Annotated in this window: 16 protein-coding genes; 6 read left to right on the top strand and 10 right to left on the bottom strand. The window is 58.3% G+C overall.

What is annotated here, in order from left to right:
- Positions 1-4 precede the first annotated feature (4 nt).
- Positions 5-901, top strand: a complete 897-nt coding sequence (locus NHH88_07195; protein USX15560.1) for a GIY-YIG nuclease family protein — start codon at positions 5-7, stop codon at positions 899-901.
- A 92-nt stretch (positions 902-993) separates the two neighbouring features.
- On the opposite strand, the gene NHH88_07190 is transcribed toward NHH88_07195, so the two are convergent.
- The 5 genes from NHH88_07190 to NHH88_07170 all read right to left on the bottom strand — a co-directional run bounded on the left by NHH88_07190 (position 994) and on the right by NHH88_07170 (position 5,104).
- Positions 994-1,971: a site-specific integrase gene (locus tag NHH88_07190; GenBank protein ID USX15559.1), complete on the bottom strand. Its 978-nt coding sequence runs from the start codon at positions 1,969-1,971 to the stop codon at positions 994-996.
- Between the two features lie 91 nt (positions 1,972-2,062).
- Complete coding sequence (locus NHH88_07185; protein USX15558.1) at positions 2,063-2,470, bottom strand: hypothetical protein; 408 nt, start codon at positions 2,468-2,470, stop codon at positions 2,063-2,065.
- 2 nt (positions 2,471-2,472) lie between these two features.
- Positions 2,473-2,808 carry a hypothetical protein gene (locus NHH88_07180; protein ID USX15557.1) on the bottom strand — a complete coding sequence of 112 codons (336 nt, stop codon included), beginning with the start codon at positions 2,806-2,808 and terminating at the stop codon, positions 2,473-2,475.
- Positions 2,809-3,064: 256 nt separating this feature from the next.
- Positions 3,065-3,712 (bottom strand): hypothetical protein, encoded by a 648-nt coding sequence (locus NHH88_07175; GenBank protein USX15556.1) that lies wholly within the window; start codon positions 3,710-3,712, stop codon positions 3,065-3,067.
- Between the two features lie 255 nt (positions 3,713-3,967).
- A complete protein-coding gene (locus NHH88_07170; protein ID USX15555.1) occupies positions 3,968-5,104 on the bottom strand; it encodes a hypothetical protein in 1,137 nt (378 codons plus the stop codon).
- 97 nt (positions 5,105-5,201) lie between these two features.
- Between NHH88_07170 and NHH88_07165 the strand changes: the two genes are divergently transcribed.
- A complete protein-coding gene (locus NHH88_07165) occupies positions 5,202-5,480 on the top strand; it encodes a helix-turn-helix domain-containing protein (protein ID USX15554.1) in 279 nt (92 codons plus the stop codon).
- Positions 5,481-5,501: 21 nt separating this feature from the next.
- Here the strand turns inward: NHH88_07165 and NHH88_07160 are convergent, their stop codons facing one another.
- A complete protein-coding gene (locus NHH88_07160; GenBank protein ID USX15553.1) occupies positions 5,502-5,912 on the bottom strand; it encodes a hypothetical protein in 411 nt (136 codons plus the stop codon).
- A gap of 523 nt (positions 5,913-6,435) precedes the next feature.
- Positions 6,436-7,740, bottom strand: coding sequence for a tyrosine-type recombinase/integrase (locus NHH88_07155; GenBank protein USX15552.1), 1,305 nt, complete (start codon positions 7,738-7,740; stop codon positions 6,436-6,438).
- A 213-nt stretch (positions 7,741-7,953) separates the two neighbouring features.
- On the opposite strand from NHH88_07155, the gene NHH88_07150 reads away from it, so the two are divergent.
- On the top strand, positions 7,954-8,781 hold the full coding sequence (locus NHH88_07150) for a DUF1080 domain-containing protein (GenBank protein USX15551.1): 828 nt from the start codon (positions 7,954-7,956) through the stop codon (positions 8,779-8,781).
- Positions 8,782-8,842: 61 nt separating this feature from the next.
- Here the strand turns inward: NHH88_07150 and NHH88_07145 are convergent, their stop codons facing one another.
- Together NHH88_07145 and NHH88_07140 are read right to left on the bottom strand one after the other, a co-directional pair.
- Positions 8,843-9,523 (bottom strand): PEP-CTERM sorting domain-containing protein, encoded by a 681-nt coding sequence (locus NHH88_07145; GenBank protein USX15550.1) that lies wholly within the window; start codon positions 9,521-9,523, stop codon positions 8,843-8,845.
- A gap of 19 nt (positions 9,524-9,542) precedes the next feature.
- On the bottom strand, positions 9,543-11,720 hold the full coding sequence (locus NHH88_07140; GenBank protein USX15549.1) for a phospholipase C, phosphocholine-specific: 2,178 nt from the start codon (positions 11,718-11,720) through the stop codon (positions 9,543-9,545).
- A 270-nt stretch (positions 11,721-11,990) separates the two neighbouring features.
- Here NHH88_07140 and NHH88_07135 point away from each other — a divergent pair, with 270 nt between their 5' ends.
- Together NHH88_07135 and NHH88_07130 are read left to right on the top strand one after the other, a co-directional pair.
- Positions 11,991-12,782, top strand: a complete 792-nt coding sequence (locus NHH88_07135; GenBank protein ID USX15548.1) for a transporter substrate-binding domain-containing protein — start codon at positions 11,991-11,993, stop codon at positions 12,780-12,782.
- 51 nt (positions 12,783-12,833) lie between these two features.
- Positions 12,834-13,121, top strand: coding sequence for a hypothetical protein (locus tag NHH88_07130; GenBank protein ID USX15547.1), 288 nt, complete (start codon positions 12,834-12,836; stop codon positions 13,119-13,121).
- 29 nt (positions 13,122-13,150) lie between these two features.
- Here the strand turns inward: NHH88_07130 and NHH88_07125 are convergent, their stop codons facing one another.
- Positions 13,151-13,546 (bottom strand): RidA family protein, encoded by a 396-nt coding sequence (locus NHH88_07125; protein USX15546.1) that lies wholly within the window; start codon positions 13,544-13,546, stop codon positions 13,151-13,153.
- 120 nt (positions 13,547-13,666) lie between these two features.
- Here NHH88_07125 and NHH88_07120 point away from each other — a divergent pair, with 120 nt between their 5' ends.
- The gene (locus NHH88_07120; GenBank protein USX15545.1) at positions 13,667-14,584 is read left to right on the top strand and encodes a LysR family transcriptional regulator; all 918 of its coding nucleotides are present in this window, start codon (positions 13,667-13,669) and stop codon (positions 14,582-14,584) included.
- Positions 14,585-14,621: the final 37 nt, after the last annotated feature.

The raw sequence follows: 14,621 nt of genomic DNA, 5'->3' as shown, positions 1-14,621 counted from the left end.
GAATATGCAACCATTTTCCATCACGCTCTTCGCAACCACCGGTGATCCAGAAGGAATACGCCACCTCGACAAGTCGAACTGGTCGGGATACGGTGTCGTCTTCAATAAAGAGCTCTTCCACCTGTTAAAGCATGAGCCTGGCTTTTCACAAGCGGGCATCTACATCCTTGTAGGCAACGCCGCTGAGGAGACTATATATATTGGCGAGGCCGATCCTGTCGGAGACCGCTTGAAGAATCATGTATCGAACAAGGAGGGTTGGGAATGGGGAGTCTACTTCTTCGACCGAAACCACAAGATTGGGAAAACCGAAGTTCAATATCTAGAGTCGGCGCTGGTTGCCATAGCCAAGAAGCACGACCGTGCGATCCTACTTAACAAGAACAGCCCTACCGCGCCGACAATGGCTCCTGCTGCCAGGGCAACGGCCCAGGCATTCTTGGCCGATATGTTGCTGATCCTGCCGATGCTCGGAATTAATGCCTTCACTCCGCCAAAGCACGACGACCCCAGCGATCAGGTGCAGCCCGTCGGAACTGAAAGCGACAAGTTTGACACGATCGTGGTACCGGCCCGCGAGGAAGGGTTCAAGCAACGCTTCCTTAACGAGCACTGTTGGTTTGCAGTGCGGATCAATGCAAAGCACCTCTCAAAGCTGAAGTTCATCGCTGCATATCAAGTCGCCCCAGTTGGAGCCATTACTCATATCGCTGAGATCGATGCCATCGTTCCGTACAACGATACTGGAAAATATATGCTCAGGTTCAAGGCCGCCGCAACGGCGATTGTTCCCATCCCGCGCACGGATGGCAGCGAAATTAATATGCAATCTTCCCGCTACGCACTTCGGGACAAGCTGTTGGCTGCAAAAAATTTAGATATGGTATGGGCATCAAACTAGGTCCCATCTATGGCGAGTCGCCCCCCATCGGCACCGTTGGCCGATGGGATTTTAATACTTAACGAGGTATGGACCAGAGGTCAACCCTTACTTCACAGTAAACTAGGAATCTTCCTCTTCGCGACCGGGCGGATGTAACGAGCCAAGGTCACATCCGATCTATGGCCAGTTTGTTCCCGGATTTGATATGGCTGCAGTCCGGTCATCGCCGCTTCCGTACAGTATCCGGCTCGTAGACTATGACCCGCAACCATCTTCGCTCCCGCGTCACCCGACATCATCCTCACAGAAGATTTCACAATGAGGGCGATGCTCTGCGGCGTTAATGCCTTGCTCCCTACCACTTGATCGTGCCGATTTATGGGCCTAAACAGTGGACCCGACACGATTCCTGCCAACTCAAGCCAGTCCCTTAGTGCCTTCACCGGACAGCGGTTGCCGCGTGCATGCGGAATGAATACAGTTCGTCCCACGCCTTCCTGGTCAGTCTTGGACCGTCGAATCAATAGTTCCAAACCATTGTCGTAAGGGCTTATATCCTCGTATCTCAATGCCACCAATTCCGAGCGCCGGAATGCCCCGGCGAAGCCAATCAACAACAGAGCCTTGTCGCGCGCTGCCTTCACGGGTAACTGCTGTTCGATGTAGACCATCATTTCAAGCAGGTCATCTTTTACCAAGGCTTTCACGCGCCGTTGGTTGGCACCCAGCGTGCGCCGGATGCCTTGCATGGTCCGTTTGACGATTTGATCCATGATCGGCGATAGCAGGCCGCGATCGGTATGTGCCCGGTGAATTGCAATCAAGCGATGCTGAAGCGTGGCTACCGCGAGGGTTCCGGCCATGGTGGCTAGGTATTCGGCCACCATGGCCGCTGTCGCGGGAATCGTGCCGCCATGCCGCAGGAAATGCTGGATGTCCGTCGCATATGACCGCGTGGTGGCGCTCGACTGTGCCGCCGCCGAGTAACTAGCGACAAGCGCTGACGGTGCAGTCTGCGGTGATTTAAGCGGCGTCTTGGTGTTCACAGCTTGCGGCAAGTGCGTGGAAGGTTTTTTGAGTGTCTTCATGATTTCTCTCGTTGGTGCCGGTAATGCGGCTTCGATAGGCCACACGTAAAAACGGCAGCACTAGGCCGCCGAGTTGAAAGAATATTGCTTCTTATGGCTTGGCGAGGGGAATGGTCGTGACGGCATCCGGCGCGTAATCGTAGGTGTGCCGCCTACACGCCGCCGATATCCTATGCACCGCGCCAGCCATGTCGTTGAGCTCTGCCACCAGCCATCCCAGCGCTTCGATGGAGTCAGCTACCGTTGCTCCGCCGAGTGGCTCAATCTCCGCTTGGGCTAGCAAACGGCCGACAGCAGACGTTCCAATGTGGATAATCAGAAGCACGGAGTCGGCGGCATCTGCAAGCTGTATCAACAGGGCTGGATCGGCGCCGGCATAGTCGATTTCGCCTGTTTGTGCCACAGATAGATGCGGCATCAGTAGCGTCAAGTTGTAGAGGGAAAATGCAGAGCTGTCGGATGCTGATTGAACTTCCGTCCCTGGTGTCAAGGTATCCATGCTCAGTACTCCGATGGCAGCAGCAGTGTCGTCGACGACCTGTCTGCTTCTGTGATGATCCACAGCCGCTCGGTGCCGACGTCATATGCCGAAAGGACACGTAACCGGTATTTGATCGCAGTCATATTCTCTTGCACGTCGTCTGGACATATTGTCCCGAAGTCGCCGCACTGGTGCCGTGTCAGATAAGTTGTTGCGTTGATCCCGTTGCGGTCCAGTAGATCAAGAGCGCCAGGTGTCGCAACCACAGCGCCAAGCGGAAACAGTCGCGTGGTCCTGAGCGTGGCGGTGGGCGTCCGGCTGGTGGAATTGCTTTTGCCTTGAGTGTCTTTGTCCATGATGATTCCTTTGATATGTCGCCAAGCGCACGGGCGCGCGCCAGCCAACGGCAACTAAGCCGGGCCGGCGTAACGTGCAAGACGATGGGGATGAAATATGGTGGAGGTCAGTAGAATTTCTGACCTGTCCTTGTGCAGCAAGGATCGTGCTAAATGTTCACGATCTGATGCCGCCGAGGGGTGTGCTGTTTTGACGCGATGAGGCTTGCCGTCAGACGAGATTGATGACGGAAAAATCCCGTCTGACGTCGTATGCTTAGTGGTTGATGAAGTTGCCGTACAGGTTGTAGAACTGTTGTCCCGCTTTGACTCCAGCCAGCAGGTCGAACAGCTTCTGCTTGCCATTGATGCCGACCCATGCTGAAATTTCTCGGCTAGATTGGCAGTACAAGGCATCACCTTTAGATGAGGTGGCAGCAATAGCAGCATCCATCGTGCGCAGGTCGGTGACCCAGTTGACTGTCTGGTTAGTGCAGTCAGGATAGTTGCCAACCAAAGTCGCAATGCCTTCATTAAACCATGATGGAACACCTCCGCCGCCATAGCGGTAAAGCGTTTCCGTGTGGGTCAATTCGTGTGCAACGGTATTGCTATGAGCCTGCCCCACGAAACTGGTGTACGTAATGAAGATGGTTGGCTTCCCAGATGTGTAGCTTGCGCTGGGCAGCTGGAAGCCCAGCGGCGAATACACACCGGCATAGCTGCCCATGAAGTATGCGCGGCAGGTCTGCGTTTGGCAGAAGATCATCTGCGGATGCGGTGCATTGAACGTGCCGTAGAAGTTCGTGACCGCAGTATAGGCAGCTGCAACGCCTTGGCGCAGCGCCAATTGATCATCTGCTGTAGCTGTAGGCTCAACATATACGCCGTCACAAATGGCGAGCATAGGCGTTTTGTCGAACATAACCTGCGACTGAGCAGTCGCCGCCGCGGGGCAAGTTGCAACCGTAGGTGGAGTTACGACTGGCGGCATCGGAGCTACTGGAGTAGTAGGGCCAGTTGGTGTTGTGGGCGGAGTGGTCGTCACCGGCGTTGAAGATGCGCCTCCGCTGCCACATGCGGGAAGTATCGCAGAAGTGATTGCAACGATTATTCGTTGAGTGGTTTGCATTGGATAGACTTTCGACTGGTTGCTGAGTTGGATTGCTGCGCTAGCGGGTCAGTTTTCGATGAGCGGGGGCAGCACCCCATCGGTGAACTTCTTCATCTCGGCTAGGTTGGCGGTACGCCCAGCCACTGGAGCAGCAATCGCTTGGATTTCGTATCTGCCGGTGTAGAAGATGCGGCCCCTCCGAACGCTGTCCGCCGACTTGGCGGAAAAATCGGCAACAGAGACATTCCCTAACGCACTTGGCGTGACCTCAGTAATCTGCTCGTTACGCTGCTCGGTCATACTCTTGATCTTGGCGTTAAGATCATCGCTTCCGTGCGCTTGAGGACTGGCAAGCTTGCCGAACCAGATGATCATGTCCGTATCCGGAGTTCCGTATGAACACTGCCACCACTCCTGTCCAGTTTTCGCGTCCTTCTCCGCAAAGCTGCACTGGCCCTGCGACGGTACGCTGGCGACGAACGCGCCTTCTTTCTGAGAGAACTCAGTCCAAAGCACATTCGGACGAGGCAGATGCACGCTACTGTCTCGGCTAACCTTTTCAGCGTTGACATCAAATCGAGGCGGCTCCGCGAAACGCCAGCCGCTCTCTGCTTTAACCATCGCACTGGTGCCACGCATTACGAGGCCAACAGGAATTCCATCGTCAGGAAAGTCCGCTTTTGGTAGCGATGCCGCGCGCATTCTCTCAATAGCAAAATGCGCATTAGGCAACTCGCAAGGCTGTATTTCAGCAAGGCGTTTCCGCACTGCCAGGACTTCGTCCTTGGCTCGACTGACAGCTCCTTCAAGTGGCGCTGGGTTGTCTGACATGGCAACGGCGTTGGCTGCTCGCTCATGCTGCGAACGTCCGCGCTCCCAACGTTCATTAAGCACGTTAATTTCGGGCAGCAGTTTTTGGGCAGCGGTGCTGCCGCCTTTGAGTGCGACCTTAAACGTGTAGCTAACCTCATAGCTGTGATTGCCAAGTTCAGCGCCGTCAGTTTTCTTGACATCGTTGATTTCCAAAATCGGACATTGGAACTCAGTGGCGAGGCTCGTCTTGATGTCTGACTCTCCCGGTTTGGAACTACACCCACTCACGCCAATGGAAAGGGCTGTGACAGCGATGATGGAAAGTTTGGAATAATTCCGTTTCGAGAGGTCGGCTGTCCGGCCGACCGTCGTTTGATCCATGTGATCCATGGCTTAGGCTCCTAGAGAAAACTAGTTACAATAAAAACACACTTTAAGTTTGATTATTGTCTCATGGAAATCAAACTCAAAGTGTGTGGTGCTGAGCGTGGAAAAACCCGATGCTTCGGGTGTGCCCACCCCAACCCAAAAGTGTGAAGCTCAGCTGCTGTTTGCTGCGAATGTCAGAAGGTTCCGCAAGGCCCAATCGATATCTCAGGAAAAACTGGCTGAGTATGCAGGACTACACACGAACTACATCTCGTCCGTTGAGCGCGGCGAACGTAACATCTCGATCTGTAACATTGAGAGGATCGCTCGCGGCCTCGGTGTTTCAATGCCAGATTTGCTGAGCCCACAACCAATTCCAGACGGCGAAAATTTCTGAGCGCCTCGACAGGGCTTATCGCTACTTCTTCGCGGATGTGGTCGGTGCTTTCCCCATCGAATGAACCCCGATGTACCAGGCCGGCGCCAGTGCCTCCAGATCAGTACGAACCTGCTGTTCAGGTTTAGCTGCCATTGGGTCAATCGCATAGATGACCATCTTCGCGTCGTGACTTGCTTTGGCACGGTGAATCACGACATGCCGACCTACTTCCCAGTCAGCGTCATAGTCGACAAGGGCAATACACAAATCAGGAAGCTGCGCCACCTTCGTGCACTCCTTCCAGACGGTCGCGACCAGGGAGTACTTGGCGAACAGTGCGGCCAGAAAATCGCCATCGATGACGTGGTTGTATGGCCCGGTCTTTGGCAGGCCGAGTTCTTCCGCCCTCTTCCACACCTCCTCAAGTGTGGTTCCTGCGATGATCGCCACTGACGCTAATGCGCATGCGTGACGGTCTCTGGTAGCCACAGGCTTAAATGCTGGCTGAAATCCGGCTGCCGAGGAGGCTACGGTGGTAGGTATCGTGACCATGAAATACTCCAATATGAAAATGAATGGGCGCGACAATACCTGCCTGAAACGGCTGCAAGGTGATGTGATGGAATGGAGTGTAGTGAGCTACTTGTCCCGAAGCACTTCGATTTCGAGGAGCTGGGTTTGGGTAGGTAATGTCGCGATGAGCAAGCTCACTCTGCCGGTACTGTGCGGTGCCGACTCGAACAAGCGTTGCACCAATATTATCTCATAGACAATGGGTATTTTGATAACAAAATAACTTTGCCGCAAACAGCCGTTAGAGCCGCAAAAACCTGTGAGCTATGCCGAACGTCAGCATGTTCGGCAAACCACGATGGCAGAGAAGCCACTTAAACGGCCGGACAAGCCGTCAAAATCGGTTAGCTGATACCGATGCATACCGTGCCGTTTTTAAACGCCGCAAAACGCGGGGAAATCAATCAGCCGTTTTTGAAGCACTAAGAGCAAGACTCTCGCCCTCAACAGCAACTAAAAAATCAGACCAAGTCATGAGCGCTTGCTTCCGCTCCTCAAAATAGTTGTGCACGTCATAGATGCCTTCGATGCCGGGCAGCTTGTGGTTCAGGCACATTTCTGTGATGTCCCGCTGCACGCCAAGCGCCCGCATCTGGCTTTTCGCGGTTGACCGCAAATCATGCGGCGTGAACCGGCGCACCTCTGGCCTGTACTCGCTCAACCAGAATTCAATCGCCGCCCCTATCGTGTTCGGATTAATCGGCCTGTCGCCTGTCGAAGATGCGTTTTTGTAGTCGCCACGCATCGGCAGAACGAACGCTGAACTCCCGGCCCGCTGTTTCAGTTCGTCCAGCCAACCTTTGACCGGCTCAGTCAACGGTATCTGGATGCCCGGCCCCGTCTTCGATTCAGGAATGGTCCATATATCGCGCTTGAAATCGACGTGTGACCACTTAGCGGTTCTCAATTCGCAGGTACGTACAGCTGTCGCCAACAGCAGGCGAACGGCAAGCGCATTCTCTCGGTTCATGTCAGCCCGCATCAGGAGCAGTAGTTCATCCCTGCTCAACATCAGGCGCCGCTTAGTTGCCGGACGCTTGCCCAGTAACGCTGTCAGGTCGATACCGATGCATGGGTTGGACGCTACTAGCTTGCGGCCAGCGGCATGCCTGAACAGCATCCGTGCCGTGGTCAGCAGCGTGCGCGACTCGATCCAGGGCGCACCAACGTATTCGATCATCTCCACGATATCCAATGAGGATACCTGCGTCACCATATACGCGCCTAAACGGGACTCTATGCGAATCAGGTTGCGGCCATAGCCCTTTTGCGTACTCACTCCCAAGCCAACCATGATCTTGTCGCGGTAATCGTCAATCAGCTCCCGCACGGTCCAGTCCTTCACCGCCAGCGCTTTCGCGCGCCGCTTGTCAATGGCAGGGTCGCCTGCCTTGTCGACGTGCGCACGCTTTTCGCGGGCAATCTTGCGGGCATCAGACAACCCGATGTCGGGGAAGTTGCCGATGGTGAGCTCCTTCGCCCTGCCGGCACTCCGATAGCGTAAAATCCAACTCGCAGTTCCAGCAGTGGACAGCGTGAACGTTAGTCCGCCACCATCCGACCGCGCCAGGGGCAACGGTAACTCCCTTACCTCGCCCGTTTGAGGATCTTTGGTGGTTGGCTTGCCACCGCCCTTCACTGCCCGTATCCAGTGTTGCAGCTGGAGGGTTTGCAGACCCTCCGCCGCGTTAGTTTTTCCTGTCATTGCCGGTCCTTTTTGTCGTTAGCTACACACATGGCTACGCATATTAGCGGCGACTTTACGGGGCGTCAATGTACGGCAATAGACAATAAAAATCTATTAAATCAAATACTTACATTAAATCGTAGACGCTAATGGATTGCGTTAGAGCATCGAATTACGCTACGACGTGATTTTGATGTAGTTTGATCAGCAACCGCCATCTGGAGATTGGCAATGACGAAAATAAAACTGGCAGCCCTTTATTGCGCGTTTGCGTTGACGGGGTGTGTTGGCGTCCACGGCAACTCGCTTGAATCAAAGAGCGTCAACGCGCCACAGCCTGACCAAGCCACGTGGATTCAGCTATTCAACGGAAAAGACTTATCCGGATGGACCCCGAAGTTCAAAGGCCATCAGGCCGGCGTCAACTACAAAAACACATTCAAGGTTGAAAACGGCATCCTCAAAGTCGACTACAGCGAGTACGACAAATTCAACGGCGAATTCGGCCACCTGTTCTGGAAACAGAAGCTGTCCCACTACCGCATTCGGGCGGAATACCGTTTCGTCGGCAAACAGCTTGCGGGCGCTCCGGGCTGGGGCTTTCGCAACAACGGCATCATGATCTTTAGTGAACCGCCCGATACCATGGAACTCGACCAGGACTTTCCCGCGTCGATTGAGGTGCAGATGCTTGGTGGAGGCGGGCCTGGTGACCAGAACAACGGATCGTTCTGTACCCCCCATACCAGAGCGGTCTTCAACGGACAGCTCACGACTACCCACCGCACTTCGGCCAAATCGAAGGTGTATATGGGAGACGAATGGGTAACAATCGAGGTTGAAGTTCGCGGTGGGAAATTAATCAAGCATATCCTTGATGGCGAGACCGTGATCAGCTACAGCCAGCCTCAGCTCGACCCGCGCGATCCGCACAGTCGGGAACTGATGGCGAAAGGCTTCCCTCAGATGCTGGAAAGCGGCTACATCGCCATCCAGGCGGAAACGCATCCGACGGAATTTCGCCGGATCGAAATCCTGCCACTCGACGAAAAGCTTTAGGCACAGCAAAGCCTGGGCAACAACGGCGTTCGCGCTGTTGCGCGACGCCGTATGGCCGCAATTACGACATGCGCGCGCGCCGGTTACGGCGCACCACCCCGCCCAACATGCCCAAGCCCAGCAAGTACATCGTCGCCATGCCCGGTTCCGGTACCACGCTGGCAGTATTCCGCGCGATGAAGGACAGGTTATCCGCATAGCCATCGTTGTCGCCCGAAACGAGACGCTCCATCGACAGCCAGAACGATAGCTTGCTGGTGCCGGCAGGCATGATTCCCGACGATTCCCTGTAGAACAGGCCGGTCTGGTTGCCGCGATCTTGCGGCGTGACGGGACCGATCGCGGCGCTTCCTATCTCATTGTTCCCCGCATCGAGAAACTGCACATAGAACAGGGCGTTATCGCCCTGGTCGGTCCAGCCGCCGAGCCATCCGCTCAGGGAATAGGAACTGTTCTGGGCCGTCGGCGCGCCGAAGTCGAGGGTCTGAACGCCCACCGCATACTGCCCGGAGCCCGCAAACATCTTGTTTCCGCGATCGACAGGGCCAGGCTGGCTGGGCAGCACCCAGTTGTTGCCATAGTCCACCGCTTGGAAATTGTTGTAATCCGAATAGCCGGTCCAGCCGCTCAGGCCTGCTTCGGCATCGCCGTTGACAATCAGGTTCTGACCGTAGGTGACGGCAGCATTACCGCTACACGCCACGGCGAACAACGCCGCGGCAACGAGAAATCGACACTTCATGAAAAGCTCCCTATAAAAGTCAAACGACGCGGTACTGGTCAAGTTGCGCTGCCCCGCTCATCGCAGGGTCACTGATCGACGGCAAGCCGTTTTCCAGATGGCCGGCGAAGCGGCGCAACCAGCCCGGCAAGCCAGCCACGCGCAGGCTGTAGTCGTACCAGTTGGAGCTGGTTACCAGGGGGAGCCGGACGGTGCTCCTCGAGCGTGCGACGACGCGCACTTCCAGCGGCTTGTTCGCGTAATACTTGTTGGCGGTGAGTTCGAAGGTGCATGGCTGGGCGCCGTTGTTGACCAGGTCGATGAGCAGCTCGCCGGCTTTGCGGTCGGCGCGGATGCTGATTTCCGGCCATGCAGCGTTGCCTGCACCACGCACGTCGCCGACGATGTGGCGATGGAAGCCGTTCGGTCCCAGTACCCACAGATCGTAGGCGGCTGCGGTGTTCCAGCGGCCTTTGAGCTGTTTGCCGGGTTCGACCGTATAGCGGCGCGGGACCTGCTCCAACGCCAGGCGGTCGTACACATGGAACACCGCCCCGGCTTCGCCCAGGTTGTCGAAGCTGAGCTCCACCTGGCCGCCGCCCGCTGGCACCTGCGCCTGCACCTGGAGTTCGTAGGGCAGCGCGCGTGCCGGACGCACGCCGGCAGCCTGGACGGGCGCCGCCAGCGTGGTTGGCGTTGCCGGTACCTTGGTGTTTGGCAGGCTCAGCGACATCGAACGCCGCGCGGCCGTTTCCGGCAGCAGTTGCTTGAACCCGTTGTCGTTCGGGTTGGCGAAGTCGAAACAGGACAACAGGTTGCCGCTCACCGCGCGGCGCCATGGGCTGATCAACGGCTCGCGCACACCGAAACGCGCCTCGATGAACCGCACCACCGAGGTGTGGTCGAAGACCTGCGAATTGACCCAGCCGCCCTTGGTCCACGGCGAGATGACATACATCGGCACGCGCGGCCCGAGACCGTAGGGGCGATGGTGCGTCCGCGCATCGGCGCCATTGAGCACGTGATGGTATTCGCCGGTCGTGTCGACGGTCGACGCACCGGCGAGCTGCGACTGCGCCGGATTGCTGCTGTAGCTCGTGTACGCCGGGACGGCCGGCGGCGGCATGTGGTCGAAGAAGCCGTCATTCTCGTCGAAATTGATGAGCAGGACCGTCTTGCTCCAGCTCTCCGGATTGGCGGTCAGGGCGTCCAGCACGCGCGCGATGTAGTCGGCGCCCGACGCGGGACTCGAGGGACCCGGGTGTTCCGAGCCTTCGGCGGTCGCGACGACCCAGCTGACCTGAGGCAGGCGGTTGGCCAGCACGTCGGCCTTGAGCAGGTCGAGGTCGCGCGTGGTGGTGCCGCGATCGCGCAGGGATTGCGAATAGCCCGGCCGGCGATACCACGCGTTGCGGAAAGAGCGGAATCCCGCCAGCGAGTTATCGGTGAAGTTGTCCGCCATGTTCTGGTAAACCTGCCAGCTGATACCCGCCGCTTCGAGCCGCTCCGGATAGGTGGTCCACAGGTAGTCGGTGGACATGTCCGGATTGAAGTCGTCGCGGCTGTTGTCGGTCGACGGGCCGCCTGCGGCCGCCAGGGGATCGTTGTGACCGGTAAACAAGAACAGCCGGTTGGTGTTGGTACCGGTCTGGGTTGCGCAGTGATAGTGGTCGCAGATGGTAAAGGCACGCGCCAGCGCGAACTGGAAGGGAATGTCGGCGTCGGCGTAATAGCCCATCGAGTGGTTCTGCTTGACAGCGCACCAGTCGTTCATCCGTCCGTGATCCCACGCCAGCTGGGCGTCGAGCCAGCTATGCGGCGTCCCTGCCACGCGCATGACTGGAAAGTCCTGCACCGTGTTGAGCCGGAACGGCGCGATGGCGCGGCCCTGGGGCCAATTGGGCCGGCCAGGCACCGGCGCGCCTCCGGCAGAGCGCTGCACGAAGACCGATTTGCGATTGAAGAGATTTTGCCGGTCCATCACCGGAATCGGGAACGGATCGCCGAATCCCCTTACTCCTTCCAGGGTCCCGAAGTAATGGTCGAAACTGCGGTTCTCCTGCGTCAGCACGACGATATGCTCGACATCCTGCAGGCTACGGGTGCGCTGGTTGGCAGGGAGGGCCAGCGCCTTTTGGATTGATGGTGGAAAGGTCGCAAGCACGGCGCTGGCGCCGGCCGACTTGCCCATTTTGCGGAGGAAGTCACGGCGGCTCATGCACGCACCTGCGTGCGTGCGAGCGCGAATTTGAAAGTATGCATTTGATTGATCCAGGTCGATTGTCGGGGAAACACGAAAACTGAGGTCATGCAGGGCAGCAGCTTACGCACCAACGATGAAAAGTTGATGACATGCCATGCATTTATCGCATTTAACTTATTTCGATAACAATCCTGGCTTGGCGCCTCCGGATCGGAAGAGCAAGTAACTTGCTTTTCGGCACGCATGCTAGACTAGGGGCCATCGACCGGCCCGGGAAACCTGTTCATGAGCGCGCTTAAACACCTGTTGTTCGCCTGTTTGCCGCTGCTCGGCGCGGCGCAGTACACCACGGCCGCCGAGCGCCTAGCCGTGGGAGCGCGCTTCGACCTGATTTTCGACCAGAGCGCCGACGGCCAATGGCAGGGCCTGAGCGTCGAAGTCTTGCGCACCTTGGCGGCACGCGCGGGCGACACGGTTCGATTCGGTATCTATCCTTGGGCGCGCGCGCAGGCCATGGTGCAACGGGCCCAGGCCGACATCCTGATCGGCCCCTACAAATCGCCCGAGCGGGACAAGCTGTTCGCCTTCGTCGACCTGCCGTTCTACCGCGACCGCATGGTCTTCTACGCGCGCAGCGGCGACAACCCGCCATGGCGCGGCGAGTTCGGCCCGCTCAACGCCACGCGCATCGCCGCCGTGCGCGGCTGGCATTACGGCGCGCGCTTCGATCAAGCCCGGCCACGGCTGGACATCAGCGAAGTCAATCAATTGGAAAACGGCGTGCAAATGCTGATGCACGGCCGGGTCGACCTCTTGGCGACCAATGAGCGCAACAACGCCGCGCTGATCGGCGCGCTGCGCACCAGCGGGCACCTGGTCGCCCTGTGTCCCGCCATCGCGCAACTGGACGGCTATCTCGCCTTCCCGCGCGGCGCCGCGTTCGCGGCCGCGCGCGACCAGTACAGCGCGCTGTTCACCGAGATGGTGCGCTCGGGCGAATTCGCCCGCATGGCGGCAAGGCACGGCGTGCTCGCGCCAGCGGCGCTGCTCACGCCACCCCCGCCGAAATGCGGCTAAATCCCTAGTGTGCTACGATGTAATTACGCTGTAACACATTGGAGCAGAGCCATGAGTGAAGCAACTTTTACTTTCCGGGTCGACGCGAGCTTGAAAGACCAATTCACGACAGCGGCCAAAGACCGCGACCGCACCGGCGCCCAGTTGCTGCGCGAATTCATGCGCGACTTCGTTCGACAGCAGCAGGAAACGGCGGAACACGACGCCTGGTTTCGTCGCCAAGTGCAGGCGGGTCTGGACTCGGCCAACGTCGGCAACTTGATCCCGGCTGCGGAAGTTGAGACCAAGTTCGCCGCCAAACGCGCCGCCACGCGTCGCCGGCTCAAAGCCGGCGAGTGATGGTGAGGCGGCCATAGCGGCCACCCGCATTACTTCGGCAGCTTCGCCACGACCTTGATCTCGAACTGGAAGCCGGCCAGCCATGTCACGCCGACGACGGTCGCGGTTGGAAACGGCGCCTGGCCCCAGTACTCGGGCGCCACCTCGTCCCAAACCATTTCGAAGATTTGGTCCGGATTAATCATGAAGATGGTTACGTCGACCACGTCGTCAAACGTGCAGTCGGCGGCGGCCAGGATCGCGTTCAGGTTCTGGAACGCCAGCCGGACTTGCGCTTTCAGATCCGGCTCCGGTGAGCCGTCCTCGCGGCTGCCGACCTGTCCGGACACGAACAGCAGGCCGTCGGCGCGCACGGCCGGCGAGTAGCGGTGCTTTTCATACAGCGCGTGGCGGCCAGGTGGGGATACGACGTCACGGGTTGCCATGCTTAACTCCTTAAACTGTTTAGAAGAACCCAGTCTAATTGCAATCAAACCGAAGATAAACGCCGGAGTTAGCCCATCACTGTTTGTATAATCCGAACAATTACTTGATCGGGAGGCGATATGGACAGGTTCGATGCGATGACGGCGTTCGTACGGGTGGTAGAGACCGGCAGCTTCACGCGGGCGGCCGAGACGCTCCACATCAGTCGCACCAGCGCCACCCAACTGGTGCAGCAACTCGAGGCGCGCCTGCGCGTCAAGCTGCTCAACCGCACCACGCGCAAGGTCAACGTGACGGCGGACGGCGCGGCGTATTACGACCGCGTGGTGCGCCTGCTTGCCGACCTCGACGATACCGAATCGGTCCTGTCCCACGCGTCGGCCCAGCCCAAGGGCAAGCTCAAGGTCGACGTCCCCAGTCCGCTGGCGCGCATGATCCTGATGCCGGCGCTGCCGGCGTTCCACGCCCGCTATCCCGACCTGCAAATCGACATGGGCGTCAGCGACCGCACCATCGACCTGGTCGGCGAAAGTGTCGATTGCGTGATACGCGGCGGCGAACTGCGCGACCTGTCGCTGAAGGCGCGGCACGTGGGCGACCTGCAATTGGGCGTGTATGCGGCGCCCGCGTATCTCGCGCGCAACGCCGCGCCCGCCCATCCGCGCGAGCTGGAACACGGCGCCCACCGCGTGGTTGGTTTTTTATGGGGCCGCACCGGCAAGACCTACCCGGTGGTGTTGCGCCGCGACGACGAGACGCTCACCATCGACGGCCAATACGTGGTCGCCGTCGATGACGGCAACGCCTACCTGGCGGCCGGCCTGGCCGGCATGGGCGTGCTGTGGCTGCCGCGCTATATGGCCAAGCCCCATGTCGCCAGCGGCGAGCTGCTGCCGCTCTTGGAGGACTGGCGCCTGCCCCCCATGCCGCTGCATGTGGCGTATCCGCAGAACCGCTACGTCAGCACCCGGCTGCGCGTGTTCATCGACTGGGTGGCCGAGCTGATGAAGGAACACGCGCCCATCGAAGGTCGATGAAAAGCCGATGAGAGCGTCTCGGATTGTGATAACGTTG

This window comes from Oxalobacteraceae bacterium OTU3CAMAD1, from assembly GCA_024123915.1.
Lineage (GTDB): Bacteria > Pseudomonadota > Gammaproteobacteria > Burkholderiales > Burkholderiaceae_D > Rugamonas.
This window is presented reverse-complemented; position numbering and strand designations above follow the sequence as displayed.

What these genes read in the sequence shown, in the direction of transcription:
- NHH88_07195 (USX15560.1), top strand. Translation starts at nt 5, where the DNA reads ATGCAACCATTTTCCATCACGCTCTTCGCAACCACCGGTGATCCAGAA.
- NHH88_07190 (USX15559.1), bottom strand. Translation starts at nt 1,971, where the DNA reads ATGAAGACACTCAAAAAACCTTCCACGCACTTGCCGCAAGCTGTGAAC.
- NHH88_07185 (USX15558.1), bottom strand. Translation starts at nt 2,470, where the DNA reads ATGGATACCTTGACACCAGGGACGGAAGTTCAATCAGCATCCGACAGC.
- NHH88_07180 (USX15557.1), bottom strand. Translation starts at nt 2,808, where the DNA reads ATGGACAAAGACACTCAAGGCAAAAGCAATTCCACCAGCCGGACGCCC.
- NHH88_07175 (USX15556.1), bottom strand. Translation starts at nt 3,712, where the DNA reads ATGTTCGACAAAACGCCTATGCTCGCCATTTGTGACGGCGTATATGTT.
- NHH88_07170 (USX15555.1), bottom strand. Translation starts at nt 5,104, where the DNA reads ATGGATCACATGGATCAAACGACGGTCGGCCGGACAGCCGACCTCTCG.
- NHH88_07155 (USX15552.1), bottom strand. Translation starts at nt 7,740, where the DNA reads ATGACAGGAAAAACTAACGCGGCGGAGGGTCTGCAAACCCTCCAGCTG.
- NHH88_07150 (USX15551.1), top strand. Translation starts at nt 7,954, where the DNA reads ATGACGAAAATAAAACTGGCAGCCCTTTATTGCGCGTTTGCGTTGACG.
- NHH88_07145 (USX15550.1), bottom strand. Translation starts at nt 9,523, where the DNA reads ATGAAGTGTCGATTTCTCGTTGCCGCGGCGTTGTTCGCCGTGGCGTGT.
- NHH88_07140 (USX15549.1), bottom strand. Translation starts at nt 11,720, where the DNA reads ATGAGCCGCCGTGACTTCCTCCGCAAAATGGGCAAGTCGGCCGGCGCC.
- NHH88_07135 (USX15548.1), top strand. Translation starts at nt 11,991, where the DNA reads ATGAGCGCGCTTAAACACCTGTTGTTCGCCTGTTTGCCGCTGCTCGGC.
- NHH88_07130 (USX15547.1), top strand. Translation starts at nt 12,834, where the DNA reads ATGAGTGAAGCAACTTTTACTTTCCGGGTCGACGCGAGCTTGAAAGAC.
- NHH88_07125 (USX15546.1), bottom strand. Translation starts at nt 13,546, where the DNA reads ATGGCAACCCGTGACGTCGTATCCCCACCTGGCCGCCACGCGCTGTAT.
- NHH88_07120 (USX15545.1), top strand. Translation starts at nt 13,667, where the DNA reads ATGGACAGGTTCGATGCGATGACGGCGTTCGTACGGGTGGTAGAGACC.